Below are 20,966 nucleotides of genomic sequence, written 5' to 3'. Positions count from 1 at the left end.
AAAGGCATTTTTCCTACTTTTGTGCTTCGAAAATGAGCACGGTATGGATGAGACCACCAAATCCCTGAATTTTATAGAGCATATCATCGAAGAGGATCTGGGAAAGGGCTTTCCCAATGAGGCTTTGCGCTTCCGGTTTCCCCCGGAACCCAATGGATATCTCCATATTGGGCATGCAAGTTCCATTTGCCTTAATTTTGGATTGGGACTTCGCTACAATGCCCCGGTCAACCTGAGATTTGATGACACAAACCCTACCAAGGAGGAGCAGGAGTACGTTGATGCCATAAAACGTGATGTGGAATGGTTAGGATACAGCTGGGATACCGAACGGTATGCATCGGATTATTTCCAGCAACTATATGATTGGGCGGTACAGTTGATAAAGGAAGGGAAGGCATATGTGGATAGTCAATCTTCGGAGGAGATGGCAATTCAAAAAGGCACTCCTACGGAACCTGGGATCAATAGTCCATATCGAAATCGTTCGGTCGAGGAGAATTTGGAATTGTTCGAAGGAATGAAACGTGGCGATTTTGAGGAAGGCACCCATGTGCTTCGTGCAAAGATCGATATGGGTTCCTCCAATATGCTCATGCGGGATCCTATCATGTATCGGATATTACATAAGGCGCATCACAGAACAAATACCGATTGGTGTATTTATCCCATGTACGATTGGACACATGGCGAGAGCGATTATGTGGAGCAGGTATCACATTCCTTGTGTACCCTTGAGTTTCTACCCCATCGTGAGCTATATGATTGGTTTTTGGATCAAGTGGTAGATTCAAAAAATATCCGTCCAAAACAACGCGAATTTGCCCGTAGGAACCTGAGTCATACGGTAGTCAGCAAACGGAAACTGTTACAACTGGTGGAAAAGGGGATAGTAGATGGATGGGATGACCCTAGGATGCCAACGATTTCAGGATTGCGTAGAAGGGGATATACCCCGGAGTCCATACGCAACTTTGCGGAAACCATTGGTATCGCAAAAAGGGATAATTTGGTAGACGTGTCTTTGTTGGAATTTCATGTTCGGGAACACCTGAACAAAATTGCACCGAGGGTGATGGCCGTTTTGGATCCCTTGAAAGTGGTAATTACCAACTATCCGGAGGGCAATGAGGAATGGCTGGATGCCGAGAATAATCCGGAGGATGAATCTGCAGGCAATAGAAAGGTACCATTTTCAAAGGAGATTTACATAGAAAAAGCGGATTTTCGGGAAGAGGCCAACAGAAAGTTCTTTAGATTAAAGCTGGGAAGTGAAGTACGTTTAAAGAACGCCTACATCATTAAGGCCGAGAGTTGTACCAAGGATGCCGAAGGTAATATTACTGAAGTGCAATGTACTTATGACACCAAGAGTAAAAGTGGTAGTGGCACGGAAGAAAGTCTGAGAAAGGTAAAAGGCACGCTTCATTGGGTGTCAATACAAAATGCGCTGGAAGCAGAAGTACGTTTGTATGATCGTCTCTTTACCCATGAAAGCCCGGATACCCATAAGGATAAGGATTTTATGGATTTCATCAATCCGGATTCACTTCAAAAGGTGACCGGTTATCTGGAACCAAGCCTAAAAAATGCTACAACCGGTGATAGGTTCCAGTTTCAACGCTTAGGCTATTTTAACGTAGATTCTGATTCGACCCCTGAAAAATTGGTATTTAACAGAACGGTTCCGCTACGGGATACTTGGGCCAAAATTGACCAGGGCAAATAGAATAAGCATTTCTTATCGGATTAAATATATCAATCGGTATTTTCGATGAAAAACGAAGGGTTTTAAGGAAGTTTAAAGGCACTCCAGTATCTATCCGAAGGTTTTCCTTGGCCCTGAACCAAACAGCCCTCTTAAGCCGTCCAAATACAGATTCCATTAAAATCTCTCTAATTTTGTATGGAATACTCTTTTTACTCGTCTTAGGGATACATGACCATGCATCTTTTAACTATCCATGCATATCACTATCGGATGAAAAAATTGCTATTGTTGTTTTTTTTGGTGGGTACGGCCTTGGGACATGCACAAGACAGAAAGGTAATGGAACTTGAGTTTGAGGGATTAAAGCGCACCAAGGAATCCTTCTTGCGACGTCTGGTAAAGGTGAAACCCAATACCCCCTTCGATTCTCTTAAGGTCGTTGGCGATGTTGAGCGCTTGAAACGTCTTCCGGGAATTGCCAACGCGACCCATGAGTTAAAAGTTGGGAATGACAATGTAATCGTAAAGTATATCATAGAAGAAAACTTTACACTTATTCCCGGGCTTAGGATCGCTACCGCAAACGACGGTAGCTTTGCCTATAGGATTTCTGCTTTTGAATTCAATCTGTTTGGAAACAATCAGCTTCTGGGGGGATTTTATGAAAGGAACGTTTTTAATTCCTATGGCTTTTTCTGGGAGCATCCATTTTTGTTCAGTGATAAGGTAGGCATCGGGTTTAGTTATCAGGACGTAACAACCCAGGAACCTATCTTTTTTGAGGAAGGCAATAAGGATTATCGATTCAATTCGGAAATGTTGGAGGGAAAGTTCATATTCTCGTTTAATTTTAACCATGAGGCGGAAGTAGGTGCCAGTTGGGTCAAGGAATCATATCTATTTGAAGGGGATGAGCCCATACCTACTAGGCCCTTGGAATTGGAAGCGGACAAAATAAACTATAGGTTGGCGTACAGATACGTGGATTTGGATATCGATTATCAATATTTCGACGGGGTGTTGAGCGAATTTACCGGACAGTATATTCAATTTTTAAATGGGGATGAGCCCGCTGAGGTTTTTTTGAAATCGTTTCTGTCCCTGAGAAATGATTTTATTTACTACAAAAAATTGGGAGACAAAGGAAACTGGGCCAGCAGATTTCGATTGGCGGCGGCCATTGGCAATGAGGATTCGCCCTTTGCCCCTTTTACCTTGGATAATCAGCTTAATATTCGTGGGGTTGGAAATACCGTGGATCGGGGTACTGCGGCCATTGTATTGAATACGGAATATAGGCATACATTTTATGAAAAGGGCTGGTTTGTAGTACAAGGGAATGCTTTTGTCGACGCCGGTTCATGGAGGACTCCCGGAGAGGATTTCTCACAATTGTTCGATGGCTCTTCTACTAGACTGTATCCTGGGTTGGGTTTTCGTTTAATCCATAAACGGATTTTTAACGCCGTATTTCGATTGGATTACGGTTTTGGCATAGGAAACAATGCTACCAACGGTATTGTATTTGGCATTGGCCAATACTTTTAATGCCTTACCCTACAATAAAAAGCAAGGAAGACTCCTGGCTTTTCCAAGATTTTTTATTCATCGGATTTCTTGGGATTTGTCTTTTTCATCTGCTCTCCGATCATATTGCTGGCCGTGAAAGAGGCTACCATATTATTGAGCATATCACTACCTGCCTGGGGCGAATTGGGCAATAAGATCAGATTGGTATTGGTCTCTTCGCCAATGGATTGCAGTGTGTCGTAATGCTGGGTTACCACGATTAGTGCGGAAGCTTCCTGTGAGTTGATACCCACTTTGTTCAACACTTCCACGGATTCCTCAAGGCCTCGGGCAATCTCCCTACGCTGATCGGCAATACCTTGACCTTGAAGGCGTTTGCTCTCCGCTTCGGCCTTGGCCTTTTCAACGATCAATATCCGGGCGGCATCCCCCTCGAACTGGGCGGCGATTTTTTCTCGCTCCGAGGCATTGATACGGTTCATGGCCTCCTTTACCTGTGCATCCGGGTCAATGTCGGTGACCAGGGTCTTGATGATGTCATAGCCATATTCGGACATATATTCCTGTAGCTCGCGCTTTACGGCAATGGCGATATCGTCCTTTTTTACAAAGACATCGTCCAATTTCATTTTAGGCACCTCGGCCCTTACGACATCAAAGACAAAGGAAGTAATTTGATCATGGGGATATTCCAGCTTATAAAAGGCATCGTAGACCTTGTCGCGTATCACCACATATTGTACGGACACCTTGATTTTTACAAAAACATCATCCAACGTCTTGGTTTCGATGATGACATCCAGTTGTTGGATCTTCAGGCTCAACCGCCCTGCAATACGGTCTACCAGAGGAATCTTCATTTGCAGTCCCGAATTGCGAATGCTTTGAAAACGCCCAAAACGCTCAATGACAACCGAGGTCTGTTGCTTTACGATAAAAAAAGAGGAAAAAAGAATGATGAGTCCAACAAATACTAATGGAATTAAGAGGAAACTGCCCATGGTGGTAGATTTTAGTTAATGGATTGAATTTACAAAAAACACTGTGTATATATGTAGGTTTTTCGGGAAGATTGTTACATAGGATAATTCCGACCGGAGAGAGCTTGAATTATAGGCTAAGTTTTAAATTGAAGTTCGATTCGGAAGTACTACAAGCTCGAAATTGCGCGTTGGATTCTTTCCATACTTTCCGCTTTGCCGATGAGCTCCATAATATAGAACAAATGAGGCCCTTTTAAGTCTCCAACAAGGGCAAGGCGCAAAGGTGCCATCACCTGCCCAAAGGACATCCCTTCCTCGGTAATCCAAGTTTTTACGGAGCTTTCTATCCTTTCAGAAACAAAATCATCGATATCTACAATAAAGGAAACCAATTGCCCCATGATTTTAGGTGTGTTTTCCTTCCACTGCTTTCTTACGGCTTTTTTATTATAGGCCGTGGGGGCTTCAAAAAAGTAACTGCCAAGTTCCCAAAAGTCCGAGACAAAAGTAGCCCGTTCCTTGATTAAGGAAACCACTTTTTGAAGGTATGCGTCTGATTTGCCAAAGTCCATACCCTTTTTGGCAATTAGCAACTCCCGAAATAAATTGCCCAATTCTTTATCCTCCGTTTTTTGAAGGTAGTGTTGATTGTACCACTTGGTCTTTTCGGGATCAAAACGTGCTCCGGACTTATTTACACGCTCCAGGCTAAAGGCATCCACCAATTCCTCCAAAGAAAAAAGCTCCTGCTCCGTACCGGGATTCCAGCCTAACAACGCCAAAAAGTTGATGACCGCTTCCGGAAAATAACCTACTTCCCTATAGCCAACAGATTCGTTCCAGGATAAGGGAAAAACGGGAAAACCCATTTTCTCCCCATCCCGCTTACTGAGCTTCCCTTTCCCCACGGGTTTCATAATAAGGGGTAGATGGGCAAATTGGGGAGCCTCCCACCCGAAGGCATTGTAGAGCTGTTGATGCAGTGCCAAGGAGGGTAACCATTCCTCTCCACGAATAACGTGGGAAATTTTCATTAGATGGTCATCGACAATGTTAGCCAGATGGTAGGTGGGCATACCATCACTTTTAAAGAGGACTTTATCGTCCAGAATATTGGTGTCTATCTCAATTTCACCGCGAATCGTATCGTGCAATATCAGTTTTTCATCATGGGGGGATAAAAACCGAACCACATAATCCTTTCCTGAAGTGATGCGTTTTTGAACTTCTTCCGGAGTCAGGGACAAGGAATTGTTCAATTTAAGGCGATTATGCCAATTGTAGATGAATGTCTTTCCCTTGGCCTCATGATCCTTCCGGTGAAAATCCAGCTCTTCCGATGTGTCAAAGGCGTAATACGCCTTTCCTTTTTCGATAAGGTCTTGGGCGTACTTTGTATAAATGGATTTTCGCTCACTTTGGCGGTAGGGCCCGAAGCCACCATCCTTACCGGGGCCTTCATCAAAAGGGATACCGCACCAGTTTAGGGCATCTATAATATAGTCCTCGGCTCCCTCTACATATCGGTTTTGATCGGTGTCCTCAATACGAAGGACAAAATCACCCTTGTGTTTTTTGGCGAACAAATAATTGAATAGAGCGGTACGCACCCCACCAATATGAAGCGGCCCTGTAGGACTGGGCGCAAAGCGAACACGGATTTTCTTTTCCATTCGCCAAAGGTATAAAAACGGGGTTAGTCGCCAAAGATGGATCCCATCTTGATGGGAATGTTCAGGTTTGAGGTTTTGAAGCTGTGCAACCGCGATACGAAGGATACGTATCGTTCGATGTATGAAGGCAAACGCAATGGTTTTTCAACCCTATTTGGCTGTGGGCCATAAAATATACCGATGATTATAGTTGGCTGTCCTTTTTACTTTCCAATAATCTAAATTCTAAAGTTGTTATGAGAATAGCTGAAGCCAAGGAGCGTTCATATTTTACCTTTTAACAAATTTTTGATGACAAAATTTCGGATAACAAGTATCTTGGTAGTGTATATACTTTATTTTGAACACATACCAGAACATATTGGAAAAGCTGAACCAGTTCACCAAACGGTTCTATACAAAAATGTTGATACAGGGCAGTTTGGTATTCCTGGCGCTGGGATTTCTGTTTTTTTTGGTGATACTCGCGGTGGAGTACTTCCTATGGTTGGGTTCTACGGGCCGGTTTATCCTGTTTTTTATTTTTATAGGAATAGAGCTCTTCCTATTCTATAGATTTATGTTAATACCCTTACTTTACTTATTGCGATTAAAAAGGGGAATTAGCAATAAAGAGGCTTCTTTATTGATTGGAAGACATTTTCCGGATGTGGATGACAAGTTATATAACTTGTTGGATTTGGCCGAAGATAGGAACCAATCCGAGCTACTGTTGGCAAGTATAGAACAACGTTCCCGCAGGTTAAGGCCTATTCCTTTTGTTGCCGCACTGGATTTTAAGGAGAGCTTTAAATATGCCAAGTATTTGATTTTGCCTGCTTTGGTATTTGGACTGATATGGCTATCCGGAAACCTCTCGAGCTTTTTTGGGTCATATAAAAGAATGGTGAATTATGATTTGGCGTATGAGCCTCCGGCTCCTTTTGTATTTAAGCTCCTATCCGAGGATTTAAACGTTTTGGAAAATGAAGCCTTTATGGTTTTGGTCAGTACAGAAGGAAAAGTGAGGCCGCAGAATGTGCAAATAGTGGTGGATGGAAAGGAGATGCTTTTACAGGAGAACGAGGGTATGTTCCGATATGAGTTTGTCCCTCCTTTAAAACAAACAGAGTTTTATTTCATCGCAAATGATATAAGATCCAGTACATATACACTCAATGTGCTGGAAGTTCCGGCAATACAGGATTTTAAGATGATTCTCGATTATCCAAATTATACAGGTAAGGCATCTGAGACCATAAAAAGTACTGGCAATGCGACTTTTCCTGAAGGTACCAAGGTTACATGGAGTATTGCCTCGGAGAACACAGAGCAGATCGACTTACATATAGCGGATACAAGTTTGGTGTTTTCAAAGTCGGGCACCAGCTTTGGCCTTTCCAAAAAGGTTTATCGGGATATGCCCTATGAGCTTTCTACCTCTAATGGGAATATTCGGGATTTTGAGACGCTACAATATCGTTTTAAGGTAATTAGGGATGGGTATCCTGGAATCAAGGTCGACCAAGTCTTGGATTCATTGAACCCGAATGTCTCCTATTATTTTGGGGAAGCTACGGACGACTATCGATTAACGGATATCAGGTTGGTATACTATCCAGACGGTAATCGGGATGATCAAAAGACCTTGGAACTCGTTAGGCCGAACGCCAACTTTGAGCAGTTCTATTATACTTTTCCCTCGGGAATCGAATTGGAGCCGGGCAGGGCGTATAGTTTTTACTTTGAGGCTACGGATAACGATGCCATTCACAACGGGAAATCCACCAAAAGCCAGATTTTTTCTACCGTGATTCTGGACCAGGATGAGTTGAGGAATAAGGAATTGGAATCCCAACAGGCTATTATACAGAACTTGGATACCTCATTGGAGAAGTTTAAAGAGCAGAAAGAGACTTTACGTGAGATTAGCAGGGAACAAAAGGAGAAACAGCAGCTTAATTTTAATGATCAGAATCAGGTTAGGGATTTTCTAAAGAAGCAAAAACAACAAGAGGCCCTGATGCAAAAGTTCAGTAGGCAGCTTAAGGAGAATTTGGACAAGGATACAAAGGATGATCAATTAAAAAAGCTTTTAAAGGAACGACTGGAACGACAAGAATTGGAGGCCAAAAGAAACGAGAAACTATTGGAAGAGCTTTCGAAGATCTCGGACAAAATCAAAAAAGAGGAATTAACCAAACGGTTAGAGCAGTTGGGCAAGAAACAGCGGAACAGTGAGCGTAACCTAGAACAGTTGTTGGAACTAACAAAACGATATTATGTTGCTGAAAAGATCAGGCAATTGGCAAAGGATTTGGAAAAGTTGGCCAAGGAGCAGGACTCATTAAGTAAATTGGAAATTAACCAAGAGTTCTCCGTGAGGGAACAGCAAAAGTTGAACAAGGAGTTTGAGAAGTTGGCGCAAGAAATGGACGACCTTAACAAGGACAACGGAGATTTAAAGAAGCCTATGACGCTTAATTTTAACCAAGAAAACGAGGAGTCCATCAAACAGGATCAGAAGGATGCCCTGGAGGGATTAAAGAAATTGGGGGATGAGAGCAATCCGTCAGACCCGGCGGCAAAGGAGCAAAGGGCAAATAGTGCTAAGCAGAAGCAAAAATCCGCTGCCCGTAAATTGCGGGAAATGAGCGAGGCAATGGAGCAATCGGCGTCGGGAGCTAGTGGTTCTACCATCACGGAAGATGCAGAAATGTTACGGCAGATTCTGGATAATCTGGTGACTTTTTCATTTAAGCAAGAGAGCTTGCATGATGCTTTGGAGGAGTCCGAAGTAGAAATTGCACAATTTGGGGAAACGGTTAGACATCAACGGGAACTACGGAATTTGTTTGAACATGTAGATGATAGCTTGTTTGCACTTTCCCTAAGACGTGCCGAACTTTCGGAGTTTGTTAATGAGCAGATTACCGAGGTATACTATAATATGGACAGATCTTTGGAAAGCATTTCGGAGAATCAGATTTATCAGGGGATTTCCTATCAGAAGTACGTGTTAAATGCCTCTAATGGTTTGGCAGACTTTTTGGCGAGGTTGTTGGATAACATGCAAGAAAGTATGATGTCCGGCTCAGGTTCCGGACAAGGGAGTGATTTTCAGTTGCCGGATATTATCAAGGGACAAGGTGAGTTGAAGGAGAAAATGAAGGGAATGGGAAAATCGGGTCAGGGTCAACCGCAACAGGGAGAAGGCCAAGGGCAAAGTGGAGAGAGCAAAGAACAGGGAGAAGGAGAAGAAGGTGGGCAGGAAGGGAAATCTGGATCTAATGGGGAATCGGGTACCTCCACTCAGAACTCCGACAAAGGAAAGGGGAAGGACGGTGATGGAAACAGTACCGGCGAAGGTAACGGAGAACAGGAGGGTGTATTAGGAGAAGAGGAACTAAAGGAGATTTATGAAATCTATAAGGAGCAGCAGCTTTTAAGAGAGCAACTGGAAAAGCAATTGGAGAACATGATTAACAACAATGATCGGAAGCTGGGCGAGAAGCTATTGAAGCAAATGGAGGATTTTGAGAACGACCTTTTAAGGAACGGAATTACGCAACGTACCATAGATAAGGCAAATATGCTGGAATACGAATTGTTGAAATTGGAAAATGCGGCACTAAAACAGGGAAAGAAGGAAGAACGGGAGAGTAACCTTAATAAGGAGAGGTTTCAGAACCCGATACTTGCGAAGCCGGTTTTACCTGAGAATTATAACAATGATATAGAGATATTAAATCGCCAGGCCTTACCTTTGCGCCGCAATTTTCAGAACAGGGTGAAGGAGTATTTTAAAAGCGATGATTGATTTTCACTTTGAGACAGACTTTGAGCTTAGGGATGAGGATAGGTATGTTGAGTGGGTGAGACATATCATAAATTCCGAGGATAATGAAGTAGGGGAGCTTTCCTTTGTATTTTGTGACGATACTTTTTTATTGGAGATTAATCAGAAGTTTTTGGGACATGATACTTTGACCGATGTGATTACTTTTGATTATTCCGATGATGGTGTGGTATCTGGGGATGTTTTTATTTCTATTGAAAGATTGAAGGAAAATTCTGATATTTTTGATTGCAAACTTCTTGATGAACTCCAACGGGTGATGGCTCATGGAGTGTTGCACTTATTGGGCTATGATGACAAGTCGGAGGGAGATTTGAGGGAGATGCGGGCTAAGGAAGAAGAGAAAATGAAATTGTTCCACGTGGAACATGACTAGACTATGTTTCAGGAGAAGTATGATGTAATAGTAGTAGGAGGAGGTCATGCGGGAGCCGAAGCAGCTGCGGCAGCAGCCAATATGGGCTCAAATACCTTATTGGTTACGATGAGCCTACAGACCATTGGGCAGATGTCCTGTAATCCGGCTATGGGTGGTATTGCCAAGGGCCAGATAGTACGGGAAATAGATGCCTTAGGAGGTTATAGCGGTATAGTAACGGATAAGTCGGCCATTCAATTTAAAATGTTGAATAAATCCAAAGGCCCTGCCATGTGGAGTCCTAGGGCCCAAAATGATCGAATGCGCTTTGCAGAGGAATGGCGTTTGGCTTTGGAAGCGACCCCAGATTTGGACTTCTATCAGGAAATGGTCAAGGGACTTTTAGTGGAAGGAGATAGAGTTGTAGGCGTACGGACCTCATTGGGAATTGATATTGAGGGAAAGGCGGTTATTCTAACAAACGGTACTTTCCTTAATGGGTTAATTCATATAGGCGATAAGCAATTCGGTGGCGGACGAGCGGGAGAAAGGGCCGCAACGGGTATAACGGAACAGTTGACTGATTTCGGATTTGATAGTGGCCGGATGAAGACAGGAACTCCACCTAGGGTAGATGGAAGATCTCTGGATTACTCCAAGATGATTGTACAACCCGGAGATTCCAATCCAGAGAAATTTTCGTATTTGGATACTGAGGTACTGAGGAAACAGCGGGATTGTCATATGACCTACACCAGCCCAGAAGTACATGAATTGCTGCGTGAGGGTTTTGACCGATCTCCAATGTTCAATGGGAGAATTAAGAGTATCGGGCCGAGATACTGTCCTTCCATTGAAGATAAGATCAATCGGTTTGCGGAAAAGGATAGGCATCAAATTTTTGTTGAGCCGGAAGGATGGAATACGGTAGAAGTGTATGTAAATGGATTCTCCACTTCGTTACCGGAGGACATCCAATACAAGGCACTGAGATCGGTCAAGGGTTTTGAGGCCGTCAAATTTTTTAGGCCAGGTTACGCCATTGAATATGATTATTTCCCTCCTACTCAATTACGGCACACCTTGGAGACAAAGATTTGTGAGAATCTGTATTTTGCGGGACAGATCAATGGAACCACGGGATATGAGGAGGCAGCTTCCCAAGGTCTTATGGCGGGAATCAATGCCCACTTAAAACTTCATGAAAAGGAGCCCTTTATTCTAAGGCGGGATGAAGCATATATAGGTGTATTAATTGACGACTTGATTACCAAAGGGACGGAAGAGCCCTATCGTATGTTTACATCTCGTGCCGAGTATAGAACATTGCTGCGTCAGGATAACGCAGATTTGCGTTTAACCCCTAAAGGATATGCCATTGGTCTTGCCAAGGAGAATCGTTTACGGCGAATGGAGGATAAGTTGAATAAGTCGGACGCCTTTATTTCGTTTTTTAGGGACACAAGCGTTAGACCTGAGGATATCAACCCTATCCTGAAGAGCTTGGATTCTGCTTTGGTCAAGCAATCGGACAAAATGTTCAAGGTTTTTTCTCGTCCCAGGGTCACCATGGATCATATGTTGCAATTGGACGCAGTTTCGGATTTTGTTACAGGGAACAATTTGGACAGGGAGGTTTTGGAACAGACCGAAATTCAGGTAAAGTATTCAGGATATATTGAAAAGGAAAAGAACAATGCCGACAAACTGAATCGTTTGGAGAATGTCAGGATTCCGGATAGTTTTGATTATTCCAAGCTAAAGTCGCTGTCTTTTGAGGCCCGGGAGAAACTGGAATTTATTCGTCCTGTGACCATATCACAGGCTTCGCGTATCAGTGGCGTATCGCCATCGGACATCAGTGTTTTGTTGGTATTTCTAGGGCGTTGACCCTTAAATGTTCCACGTGGAACATTTTTGCCATACAATGGTTTTTCGAAAATTCGTTTCTTATGGAATTCCTTGGAAAATAGTCTAGGAATGTATTCCAAGTGATGTGGAAACGACATTTCATTTTTTTGTAAAGTATGAGGATCGGCGGCTAAATTGGCGTAGTGTTTGATACCCTTTTATAGCAATCAAACCAACTTCGTATGTCTCGAATAATTCCTTTTATTGCCATTTCGTTTCTTCTGTATTCCTGTATTCCCCTTCGCATAGCACCAAGTATTGATGATTACAAAATAACGAAAGGAAGAAAATTTAAAAAGGGGCTTCCCAAACGCAAAATGTTCATTTTTGAAGACCCAAAGGATGCAGATCAATTTTATAATTATGTAAACATCAAGTTCGGATTAAATGATGAGAACGTGTATGACGATGTGCCTTTTGAAATTGCCGGACAACAATATTTCTTTTCGTTCTATGAAGTTGAAATACCTACCAAGACCATCAATTTGATTCCACTTGTAATCGATGGGCTTTTGGATAGTGCGGACATGGATCCAATTTTGGAGGATGCCCATGCATCCAGAATTGGGAATTGGTACATTGCCATTGAGGCTTATGCTGATTTTGATCGGGACTGCCTTCAAGAAAATTCTCTTTCTAGGGAAGCAGTTTTAAAGTATCTTCGGGCGATAAAACGGGAATATCTATCCACTCACAATTACAATGAAGTTGTATTTAAAAACTAAGGACTACTCCATCTCCCAAGAAGAATTTCATTTAATGTATGATGTGGATATGGATATGCTGATAACGAAACCCCAGCCCGAAGGACTGGAGCGATACTATCAAAGCGAAACCTATATCTCGCATACGGATGCGAACAATACCTTAATCGAAAAGCTCTATCAAGCGGTCAAGAAATATAGTTTGGGCAAAAAAGTAAAGTTGATAGACCGTTATGTAAAAGGGGAAAGAACACTTTTGGATTTCGGATCGGGGACAGGCGACTTTTTGGTTGCTGCCAAAAATTGTAATTGGTCGGCCATTGGCGTAGAACCCAATTCCAAGGCCAGGAAACTTTCCAAAGCAAAGGGAGTAAAAGTCCAACCTGAAATAAATAAGCTTCAAACCGATAAATTCAACGCGATTACCTTATGGCACGTATTGGAACATCTTCCCGAGTTGGAGGAACAAATAGCCCAGCTGATTTCTAAAATGGACAATAACGGTATTCTTGTAATAGCGGTTCCCAACTTCCGTTCGTATGATGCCAAATACTATGGGCAGTTTTGGGCAGCCTATGATGTTCCCAGACATCTTTGGCATTTTTCTAGGAACGCAATGAAGAAGTTGTTTTCCAGGCACAAGATGAAGATTATAAAAATAAGGCCAATGTTCTTTGACGCATTTTACGTGGCCATGCTTTCAGAAAAATATAAAACTGGGAAGACCAATTTTACAAAAGCGTTTTTTATAGGTTTATGGTCTAATATCAAGGCCATGGGATCAGGAGAGTATTCTTCGCTCGTTTATATCCTTCAAAAAGCGTAAAACCGATTTTAAGAGGATTTTAGAGGCTTTTGAAACGGTTGAAGAGGATAGGGTATACCTTTTTATTTTACGTGTTGTTCGGTATCCATTTTAAGCGAAAAACAATAACTCCTATCAATCGAAAAAGCAAAATAAAATAGATTTTATCTATCCACAGATTATGTTCCATTACCTTTTGAAATAATGGCAAACAGTAATCACTAGAAATACTTTTCCTATTTATCCAAAAGCTTTCCTATTTTTGCCCAACCTAAAAATTAGCTAAGGGTTCGATTTGGGTATCCAATTTGAAATAATAGAAACGTAATACTATGAAGAAAATAGCAATTGCATGTATCGCACTGATTGCCCTATCATGTAAACAGGAAAAAATAGGGTTTGTGGACAATGTGAAATTGATGAACGAATATCAGGAGAAGATAGAGGTTGAATCCAAGTTCAAGACGAAAGTAGAGGCACTGACCAAAAAAAGGGACAGTATTTCCCAGGCTTTCCAACTGGAGGCCCAGGCTTTTCAAACCAAGGCACAGAACATGTCTCAGAAAAAGGCCCAGGAAGAATATGCTTTGATGCAGCAACGCGGCCAATTTATAGGTCAACAGTTACAGCAAGAAGATCAACAACTACAGGCCGAGGGACAGACGGAAATGGACAGTGTGGTAAGCAAGGTGAAGAAAGAAATCAAAGCTTATGGCAAAACGCAGGGGTATACCTATATCCTTGGTGGCGGTGAAGGCGGTAGCGTACTCTATGGCATAGATGCCAATGACCTTACCGACGAAATCATTAAAATCCTAAACGATAAGTACAAGAAATAGTGTACGATAGGCGGGCCTCGATTGAAAATCGAGGCCTCTTAGTTTTGTAGCAGATAGACCAAAAAGATTGCTGGTATAAAATATATGGCAATAGTTTTTGCCCCTTCATAATCCTTGGCCGTTCGTTGTCCAAACAAGAGCATTAACAGGGAAATACAGGACATAATAGCCCCATAAAATGCAACTGTGCCATCTCCCAAGACTACGATTTGATAGAGTCCGACCGCGCAAAGTATTCCAGCCGTTGTTTCGGAGAGCAAAACTACCCCTAATAGTACAGGCACTAAATTTTTCAGAGGCGTACCGGCAAAGTGTTCCTTGAGCCAAGTTAAGTTTCCCCTCCAATCAAATACCTTATCGATTCCACTCTGCAAAAATGTGATAATTAGGAAGAGCAATAAAAGAATTTCCGTCGCGTAATTAAGAATACCCTGCATAGTATAAGATTTTTAGGCAGCCTTTTTGTGTAATAGGCGCGTAAGCTTAATGGAAAGATCGGTAAGAATAATTTTGGAATTGCCGTTGCGCTCTATATGGAAATGTGCTTCTTCCAACTCTTCAACAATTTCCTGAATATTGTTTTCATGGACAAAGGGGGCAAATTTATCCAATTGAAATCCGTCCACATGAATTTTCATAAAGGCCAATGATTTTGCATTGTAATTGATCATCAGTGCTTGCCGCATCACGGAAAGGCAATACAATAGAAATTTCTTTTGTGTTTCCCTACCTGTCTTGGAAACTTCATCACTCCAAAGAATAAGCTCGTGAATGGCGGATTTATTGCCTTTCGCCTTAAAGGCACTGCGGACCCACTGTACAAACCATTTTTCAAAGACCAAATCCTCCGAATCGCGGTTCTTTAGATCCAACGCTTTATTGAAATTGCCATTGGATTCCTGGGCAAGCTGTAGCGCTTCTTCCCTGACCAACCCCCTTTTTACCAACCCATCGGCGATAATTTGCTCGGCCAAGGGAGGGAAACGAAGAATTTGACAACGGGAACGTATGGTTTGGATAATTTGTTCCTCGTCCTCCGTAATCAATAAGAACACAGTTTTTGCCGGAGGCTCCTCTATAAGTTTGAGCAATTTATTGGCCGCGGCCGTATTCATTTTTTCAGCCATCCAGATGAGCATCACCTTATAACCGCCTTCATAGGATTTCAAGGACAATTTCTTAACGATATCCTGAGCTTCATCCACCCCGATTTGTCCCTGTTTCTTCTCGATACCGATTAGGCGGTACCAATCAAAAAGATTTCCATAGGGCTGTTCGGATAAAAACTTCCGCCATTCTTCCAAATAATGATTACTTACGGCATGGGTTTTTACCTTATCCGTATTGGCTACGGGAAAGGCAAAATGCATATCGGGGTGGGATAAGGCCTCAAACTTTAAATTACAACTGTCTATGCCCTCCTTGTTCTCCCCATTTTTGTTGGAGCAGATGATGTATTGGGCATAGGCCAAGGCCATGGGCAAAGTTCCGCATCCTTCAGGGCCTGCAAACAATTGGGCATGGGGAATACGACCTGCATCCGCACTTTTCGCCAAGTGGCTTTTAATGTGGGAAAGCCCCAAAATATCTTTGAACAGCATACTTCAAATATAACCATTCGGACACAAATCGGAGAATTCAAGTTGGGCCGCTGATAGTTAACCTAAATAAAACCGGGAGCCCTTTATCCGAAGCCTAGAAATCTTTACATTTGCCACTCTCTAAACCCTTTGCACATGAAGACTATTGATGATTTTAACTTTGAAAACAAAAAAGCTTTGATCCGGGTTGATTTCAACGTTCCCCTGGATGCGGATTTTAACGTTACGGACACCAACCGGATTGAAGCGGCCAAACCTACGATCATAAAAGTCCTTGAAGATGGCGGCAGCGCAATTTTGATGAGCCACTTGGGAAGACCTAAAGGTCAGCGCAATCCGAGTCTTTCGCTAAAGCATATCTGCTCCAAAGTTTCCGAGATTATTGGAGTGCAGGTAAAGTTTGTGGATGATAGTGTTGGGGAAAATGTGGAATCCGCAGCTTCGGAATTACAACCTGGGGAAGTGCTCTTGTTGGAGAACCTTCGGTTTTATGCCGAAGAGGAAAAAGGGGATCAAGGATTTGCGGAAAAGCTTTCGAGATTGGGGGATATTTATGTCAACGATGCTTTTGGAACGGCACACCGCGCACATGCCTCTACGACAATAGTTGCGCAGTTTTTTCAGGACAAAAAGTGTTTTGGGTATTTACTGGCAAAGGAAATCGACGCTATAGAAAAGGTAATGAGGACCGGGGAAAAACCTGTTTTGGGAATCCTAGGCGGAGCAAAGGTATCCAGTAAAATTACCATTATAGAGAACATCTTGGACAAGGTGGATCACTTGATTATCGGTGGAGGAATGACCTACACCTTTGTAAAGGCCCAAGGCGGCCAAGTAGGAGATTCCATTTGTGAGGACGATAAAATGGAACTTGCCTTGGAAATTTTGGGTCAAGCTCAAAAAAAGGGAGTGGAAGTACATCTCCCCTCGGATGTTTTGGCCGCAAACGATTTTGCCAATGAAGCCGATACCCAGGTAGTGGAGGTAGATAAAATACCTGATGGATGGCAAGGGCTGGATGCGGGACCCAAAACCCTGGAAAGTTTTAGGGAAGTTATTTTAAAATGTAGGACTATTTTATGGAACGGTCCCGTAGGGGTGTTTGAAATGGAACGTTTTGCAAAGGGTACCATAGCCGTTGGGAACTACATAGATGAGGCTACACAAAGTGGTGCATTTTCCTTGGTCGGCGGAGGGGATTCCGTGGCCGCGGTAAAACAATTCGGTTTTGAGGACAAAGTGAGCTATGTTTCTACCGGCGGCGGCGCCATGTTAGAGAGCTTAGAGGGCAAAACCTTACCGGGAATAGCTGCAATAATCGGCGAGTAAAGGCGTTATCGATTAACGGGCATCAAAGTCCGAAGGAACGGCTTTTAACATTGCAAAATTTTATTCTTTGAGAAAAAAGAGCGATTTTAGATGGCCCCTCCTTAATTTTAGCTTAATCCATGACAAAACTAGGAAACAGTTGCCTCGCTTTTTTGACCTTCTTTTTTTGTAATAATTGGTTATCTGCCCAGGAAACGGATAGCATCCATAACCCTGTAACCGTTGTGGATACCACCGCTTTGGACTTAAAGGGCGTTGAGCGGATGGAGCGGATGGATTCCAAGGTGGAGTTGATTGATAATCCTCTTGTACTGGTCGATCAAGAAGGCAAGCCCAAATACAATCTAAAGGACATTACTGCTGCTGCCAGATATGACAGTCTTTGGATGAAAGAGCTCTATGAGAACGCGGCACTTTTTGATGAAATGTACGATGAGGTATCCACTCAAAGTTTGGAGGAGGCGCCTGACGAGGAGGAACAACTCTATACCTATGACCTACCAACTGATAGCCTAAAGGCCCGGCTAGCCAAATTGAATCAAAAAACACCTTTCAACGTAGTTTATAATCCCTCTTTGGAAAACGTCATCAAATCCTTTCTAACCCGAAAAAGGGACTTGATGCAACGGATGCTCACCACCAGCCAGTTCTACTTCCCACTTTTTGAACAGCAATTGGACAATTATGATATTCCTTTGGAAATGAAATATCTGTCCATTGTAGAATCGGCCTTGAATCCCAAGGCACGATCACGTGTAGGGGCGACCGGTCTTTGGCAATTTATGTATGGAACCGGGAAAATGTACAAGCTCAATGTAACCAGTTATGTTGATGAGCGAAGTGACCCCATTAAATCCACCGAAGCCGCATGTAAATATCTCTCCAAACTCTATGATATCTTTGGTGATTGGGACTTGGCCTTAGCGGCCTACAATTCGGGACCCGGAAACGTAAACAAGGCCATACGAAGGTCCGGGGGCTACAAGAATTACTGGAATATACGGCGTAACCTTCCCAGGGAGACCGCGGGTTATTTACCTGCTTTTCTGGCCACTATGTACATTTTTGAATATGCGGAGGAACACGACCTTATCCGAAGGAAAATTGAGCGGCCCTATTTTGAAACCGATACGATACATGTAAGAAGCCTTATAACATTTGATCAGATTTCCGAACTTATCGGGATAAGTACTGAGGAACTAAAGGTTTTGAATCCTTCCTATAAACTTAACGTAATCCCTTATATCGATGGCAAGCCGCATATTCTTCGTCTGCCAAAATCTGTTATGGGCAAATTTGTAGCCAACGAGGAAGCCATTTATGCCCATGTGGAAAAAGAGTTAAAAAGTAAGGAAAGCCCATTGCCCAGATTGGTAAAAGCTGCTTCGAACAACAGGATTCGCTACCGGGTCAGGAGTGGAGACTACCTTGGAAAGATTGCTGAAAGATATGGGGTGGGCGTAAGCCAAATCAAACGGTGGAACGGGCTTCGAAGTAATAATCTGAGAATAGGGCAGCGATTGACCATCTTTCCCAGAAGAACACCTGGAGCGGAGGTGGCCTCCAATCAAACCAAAACGACTTCAACAACACAAAACCAGAGTTTTCCTCCGGGCACAAAGGTACATACGGTACGCAGTGGGGATTCCCTTTGGACGATATCCCGAAAATACCCCGGCGTGAGTGTCGATAAGTTAAAGCAATGGAACGGGCTTAATAGCAATAACCTAAAGCCGGGCACCAAGCTTAAACTCTGTGAATGCCCTTCCTAAAACCTGGAAATTAGGTTAGATTCTTGTACCGGTTTACAATTATGGAACGATTTTGGTAGCTGGCTCCATTGTATTTTCCTATATTGGGAACACTCCCAGGAGTATTAATCCGGACATAAAATGAAAAAACTAAACGTACTATTTCTGCTTTTCCTCGTATTGTCGATCAATTCGTGCAAGAACGCCAACAGGAACGACTATAAGCCCAACTCGGTCGGTGCCATAAACTCCTTGGCCGTTGTGATGGACAACGAATTATGGAAGGGTAAGGTGGGAGATGAGGTAAGACGACATTTTGCCGCTCCAGTGGTAGGTCTTATATGGGACGAGCCGCTTTTCACCATCCAACACTTACCTCCCAGCGTTTTTACCGGCACCACACGTTACAGACGTTCTACATTATACGTTCAAAAAGATTCCTTGGACATTGCCCATATAAAGACGGACATGTACGCCACTCCCCAAAAAGTTGCGGTTATTAAGGGTAGGACCGAGGATGAGATTATAGAGAATTTAAATGAAAAATCAAGCCAGATTATAACGGAATTCAAGAATCTGGAAGTAAAGGAAGCGCAGAAACGTTTCCTGCGTTCCTTAAACAAGGAACAAGTTTTGCAGGAAGAATTCGGCATTTCCCTTACCATTCCGTCCATTTACAAAGTAGGGAAACATGAAGATAATTTTGTTTGGATAGACAGGCAAGTTCAAAAGGGCACCATGAACATTATTGCTTATGAGATGGCCTTCAATAGTTTCTTAAATGATTCAACATTGGTAGGGGATATCGTAAGCATGCGCGATTCCATTGGCAGCAAGTATATCCCTGGCCCGGATGTGCCGGGCAAAAGAACCCATATGCGTACAGAACCGGCATTTGCCCCCTCGGTATACCGTACCACGATCAACGGAAAAAATGTAATAGAGGTTAGAGGTATTTGGGATATCAAAAATTACCCTATGGCAGGACCCTTTGTAACCTACATCATCGATGATACCGAAAACTCAAGAAAATTAGTTTTGGAGGGCTTTACTTTTGCCCCTGCAACGGAAAAAAGGGACTATATGTTTGAGCTGGAAGCCATTTTAAAAACGCTAAAATTTGAAACACAATAGGAATCAATACCTTCAGCCCTAAGTAGTGTAAAAAAGGCCCCTATGTATAATACGTATGGGCCTTTTTTGTTGTGAATCTATATATCAACCAAAGGCAAAGCCCGTGGATATTCTATAAACAAGGGCATAGGCCGCAATTGCCAACAACGCAAAACAGAACCAGGAAAATGCCTTAAAATACCTATTAAGAATCTTATAGGTCCAGTCCCTGAATGCCTCCACATAAATTTCCTTTACAAGTAGTAATTTGTTCATATGCTTTCTCTTTTTCAAGTTAATTAGAAGACTAAGTTCCAAATTTGTCAAGGCAACTTTAAACTTTTTGGATGAAAGTCCCCAAATTATGGTTGTGTAAAACACGGTATTGTTTTGTCTCGGTGAAGCGCATTCATTTTTCGGCAAAAAGCGTAACGAACCCTTGTAATGGCTGTACAAAAGACCGGTTTCTGAAACGATCGGTACCTGTAATGGATCTATAGTTTTGTAGCGATACAAAAAAAGCGCCCCCTAAAGGACGCTCTTATCAAAAGTTAGGTTGGTATTATACGATTAATCAAAGGCAAAGCCTGTGGAAATTCTAAATAAAAAAGCATAAAGAACAATTAAGAAGCTAGCGAAACAGAACCAGGAAAAGGCCTTAAAATAAGACTTCACCAAATAGTGGCCAAGGTTTCTAAAAGCTTCCAAGTAGATTTCTCGGATAAGTAGGAAGTTTTTCATGATGTTGGGATTTTAGTTAAATAGGTTATTTGTATAACTAAAAAACAAACATTTTTGTATTTCATCGAGCTCCTTTTGT

General features: G+C 42.5%; 17 protein-coding genes. 11 read left to right on the top strand and 6 right to left on the bottom strand.

Annotation, left to right across the window (positions count from 1 at the left end):
- The first annotated feature begins 43 nt into the window (after positions 1-43).
- Together ACO06Y_RS05135 and ACO06Y_RS05130 are read left to right on the top strand one after the other, a co-directional pair.
- Complete coding sequence (locus ACO06Y_RS05135) at positions 44-1,729, top strand: glutamine--tRNA ligase/YqeY domain fusion protein (protein WP_422082758.1); 1,686 nt, start codon at positions 44-46, stop codon at positions 1,727-1,729.
- 252 nt (positions 1,730-1,981) lie between these two features.
- Entirely contained in the window at positions 1,982-3,259 is a 1,278-nt protein-coding gene (locus tag ACO06Y_RS05130) for a POTRA domain-containing protein (RefSeq protein ID WP_422082757.1), read from the top strand.
- A 53-nt stretch (positions 3,260-3,312) separates the two neighbouring features.
- On the opposite strand, the gene ACO06Y_RS05125 is transcribed toward ACO06Y_RS05130, so the two are convergent.
- Positions 3,313-4,242, bottom strand: a complete 930-nt coding sequence (locus ACO06Y_RS05125) for an SPFH domain-containing protein (protein ID WP_422082756.1) — start codon at positions 4,240-4,242, stop codon at positions 3,313-3,315.
- Positions 4,243-4,391: 149 nt separating this feature from the next.
- Entirely contained in the window at positions 4,392-5,897 is a 1,506-nt protein-coding gene (gene gltX / locus ACO06Y_RS05120; protein ID WP_422082755.1) for a glutamate--tRNA ligase, read from the bottom strand.
- A 340-nt stretch (positions 5,898-6,237) separates the two neighbouring features.
- On the opposite strand from gltX, the gene ACO06Y_RS05115 reads away from it, so the two are divergent.
- The 6 genes from ACO06Y_RS05115 (at position 6,238) to ACO06Y_RS05090 (ending at position 14,352) form a co-directional block, all read left to right on the top strand.
- Positions 6,238-9,696 (top strand): hypothetical protein, encoded by a 3,459-nt coding sequence (locus ACO06Y_RS05115; protein ID WP_422082754.1) that lies wholly within the window; start codon positions 6,238-6,240, stop codon positions 9,694-9,696.
- On the top strand, positions 9,689-10,111 hold the full coding sequence (gene ybeY / locus ACO06Y_RS05110; RefSeq protein ID WP_422082753.1) for an rRNA maturation RNase YbeY: 423 nt from the start codon (positions 9,689-9,691) through the stop codon (positions 10,109-10,111). The genes ACO06Y_RS05115 and ybeY overlap by 8 nt, the downstream gene beginning before the upstream one ends.
- A 3-nt stretch (positions 10,112-10,114) precedes the next feature.
- Positions 10,115-11,983, top strand: a complete 1,869-nt coding sequence (gene mnmG / locus ACO06Y_RS05105) for a tRNA uridine-5-carboxymethylaminomethyl(34) synthesis enzyme MnmG (protein WP_422082752.1) — start codon at positions 10,115-10,117, stop codon at positions 11,981-11,983.
- A gap of 203 nt (positions 11,984-12,186) precedes the next feature.
- Positions 12,187-12,729, top strand: a complete 543-nt coding sequence (locus ACO06Y_RS05100; RefSeq protein WP_422082751.1) for a hypothetical protein — start codon at positions 12,187-12,189, stop codon at positions 12,727-12,729.
- Positions 12,707-13,534: a class I SAM-dependent methyltransferase gene (locus ACO06Y_RS05095; protein WP_422082750.1), complete on the top strand. Its 828-nt coding sequence runs from the start codon at positions 12,707-12,709 to the stop codon at positions 13,532-13,534. The genes ACO06Y_RS05100 and ACO06Y_RS05095 overlap by 23 nt, the downstream gene beginning before the upstream one ends.
- 311 nt (positions 13,535-13,845) lie before the next feature.
- Positions 13,846-14,352 carry an OmpH family outer membrane protein gene (locus tag ACO06Y_RS05090; protein ID WP_422082749.1) on the top strand — a complete coding sequence of 169 codons (507 nt, stop codon included), beginning with the start codon at positions 13,846-13,848 and terminating at the stop codon, positions 14,350-14,352.
- A gap of 38 nt (positions 14,353-14,390) precedes the next feature.
- Here ACO06Y_RS05090 and ACO06Y_RS05085 read toward each other — a convergent pair whose 3' ends face one another.
- On the bottom strand, positions 14,391-14,789 hold the full coding sequence (locus tag ACO06Y_RS05085) for a DoxX family protein (protein ID WP_422082748.1): 399 nt from the start codon (positions 14,787-14,789) through the stop codon (positions 14,391-14,393).
- A 12-nt stretch (positions 14,790-14,801) separates the two neighbouring features.
- Complete coding sequence (locus tag ACO06Y_RS05080; protein WP_422082747.1) at positions 14,802-15,953, bottom strand: ATP-binding protein; 1,152 nt, start codon at positions 15,951-15,953, stop codon at positions 14,802-14,804.
- A gap of 135 nt (positions 15,954-16,088) precedes the next feature.
- On the opposite strand from ACO06Y_RS05080, the gene ACO06Y_RS05075 reads away from it, so the two are divergent.
- The 3 genes from ACO06Y_RS05075 to ACO06Y_RS05065 all read left to right on the top strand — a co-directional run bounded on the left by ACO06Y_RS05075 (position 16,089) and on the right by ACO06Y_RS05065 (position 20,167).
- Positions 16,089-17,282: a phosphoglycerate kinase gene (locus ACO06Y_RS05075; RefSeq protein ID WP_422082746.1), complete on the top strand. Its 1,194-nt coding sequence runs from the start codon at positions 16,089-16,091 to the stop codon at positions 17,280-17,282.
- A 119-nt stretch (positions 17,283-17,401) separates the two neighbouring features.
- Entirely contained in the window at positions 17,402-19,054 is a 1,653-nt protein-coding gene (locus tag ACO06Y_RS05070; RefSeq protein WP_422082745.1) for a LysM peptidoglycan-binding domain-containing protein, read from the top strand.
- A gap of 120 nt (positions 19,055-19,174) precedes the next feature.
- Positions 19,175-20,167: a DUF4837 family protein gene (locus ACO06Y_RS05065; protein ID WP_422082744.1), complete on the top strand. Its 993-nt coding sequence runs from the start codon at positions 19,175-19,177 to the stop codon at positions 20,165-20,167.
- A gap of 84 nt (positions 20,168-20,251) precedes the next feature.
- Here the strand turns inward: ACO06Y_RS05065 and ACO06Y_RS05060 are convergent, their stop codons facing one another.
- Together ACO06Y_RS05060 and ACO06Y_RS05055 are read right to left on the bottom strand one after the other, a co-directional pair.
- Entirely contained in the window at positions 20,252-20,422 is a 171-nt protein-coding gene (locus ACO06Y_RS05060) for a DUF6747 family protein (RefSeq protein WP_422082743.1), read from the bottom strand.
- Between the two features lie 294 nt (positions 20,423-20,716).
- Positions 20,717-20,887, bottom strand: coding sequence for a DUF6747 family protein (locus ACO06Y_RS05055; protein ID WP_367279608.1), 171 nt, complete (start codon positions 20,885-20,887; stop codon positions 20,717-20,719).
- Positions 20,888-20,966 lie beyond the last annotated feature (79 nt).

Origin of the sequence: Ulvibacterium sp. (genome assembly GCF_965228935.1) — a bacterium.
In the GTDB taxonomy this organism is placed as follows: domain Bacteria; phylum Bacteroidota; class Bacteroidia; order Flavobacteriales; family Flavobacteriaceae; genus Ulvibacterium.
This window is presented reverse-complemented; position numbering and strand designations above follow the sequence as displayed.

Excerpts from the sequence above, each read along its gene's own strand:
- ACO06Y_RS05135 (WP_422082758.1), top strand. The coding sequence starts at position 44 with ATGGATGAGACCACCAAATCCCTGAATTTTATAGAGCATATCATCGAA.
- ACO06Y_RS05130 (WP_422082757.1), top strand. The coding sequence starts at position 1,982 with ATGAAAAAATTGCTATTGTTGTTTTTTTTGGTGGGTACGGCCTTGGGA.
- ACO06Y_RS05125 (WP_422082756.1), bottom strand. The coding sequence starts at position 4,242 with ATGGGCAGTTTCCTCTTAATTCCATTAGTATTTGTTGGACTCATCATT.
- gltX (WP_422082755.1), bottom strand. The coding sequence starts at position 5,897 with ATGGAAAAGAAAATCCGTGTTCGCTTTGCGCCCAGTCCTACAGGGCCG.
- ybeY (WP_422082753.1), top strand. The coding sequence starts at position 9,689 with ATGATTGATTTTCACTTTGAGACAGACTTTGAGCTTAGGGATGAGGAT.
- mnmG (WP_422082752.1), top strand. The coding sequence starts at position 10,115 with ATGTTTCAGGAGAAGTATGATGTAATAGTAGTAGGAGGAGGTCATGCG.
- ACO06Y_RS05100 (WP_422082751.1), top strand. The coding sequence starts at position 12,187 with ATGTCTCGAATAATTCCTTTTATTGCCATTTCGTTTCTTCTGTATTCC.
- ACO06Y_RS05095 (WP_422082750.1), top strand. The coding sequence starts at position 12,707 with ATGAAGTTGTATTTAAAAACTAAGGACTACTCCATCTCCCAAGAAGAA.
- ACO06Y_RS05090 (WP_422082749.1), top strand. The coding sequence starts at position 13,846 with ATGAAGAAAATAGCAATTGCATGTATCGCACTGATTGCCCTATCATGT.
- ACO06Y_RS05085 (WP_422082748.1), bottom strand. The coding sequence starts at position 14,789 with ATGCAGGGTATTCTTAATTACGCGACGGAAATTCTTTTATTGCTCTTC.
- ACO06Y_RS05080 (WP_422082747.1), bottom strand. The coding sequence starts at position 15,953 with ATGCTGTTCAAAGATATTTTGGGGCTTTCCCACATTAAAAGCCACTTG.
- ACO06Y_RS05075 (WP_422082746.1), top strand. The coding sequence starts at position 16,089 with ATGAAGACTATTGATGATTTTAACTTTGAAAACAAAAAAGCTTTGATC.
- ACO06Y_RS05070 (WP_422082745.1), top strand. The coding sequence starts at position 17,402 with ATGACAAAACTAGGAAACAGTTGCCTCGCTTTTTTGACCTTCTTTTTT.
- ACO06Y_RS05065 (WP_422082744.1), top strand. The coding sequence starts at position 19,175 with ATGAAAAAACTAAACGTACTATTTCTGCTTTTCCTCGTATTGTCGATC.
- ACO06Y_RS05060 (WP_422082743.1), bottom strand. The coding sequence starts at position 20,422 with ATGAACAAATTACTACTTGTAAAGGAAATTTATGTGGAGGCATTCAGG.
- ACO06Y_RS05055 (WP_367279608.1), bottom strand. The coding sequence starts at position 20,887 with ATGAAAAACTTCCTACTTATCCGAGAAATCTACTTGGAAGCTTTTAGA.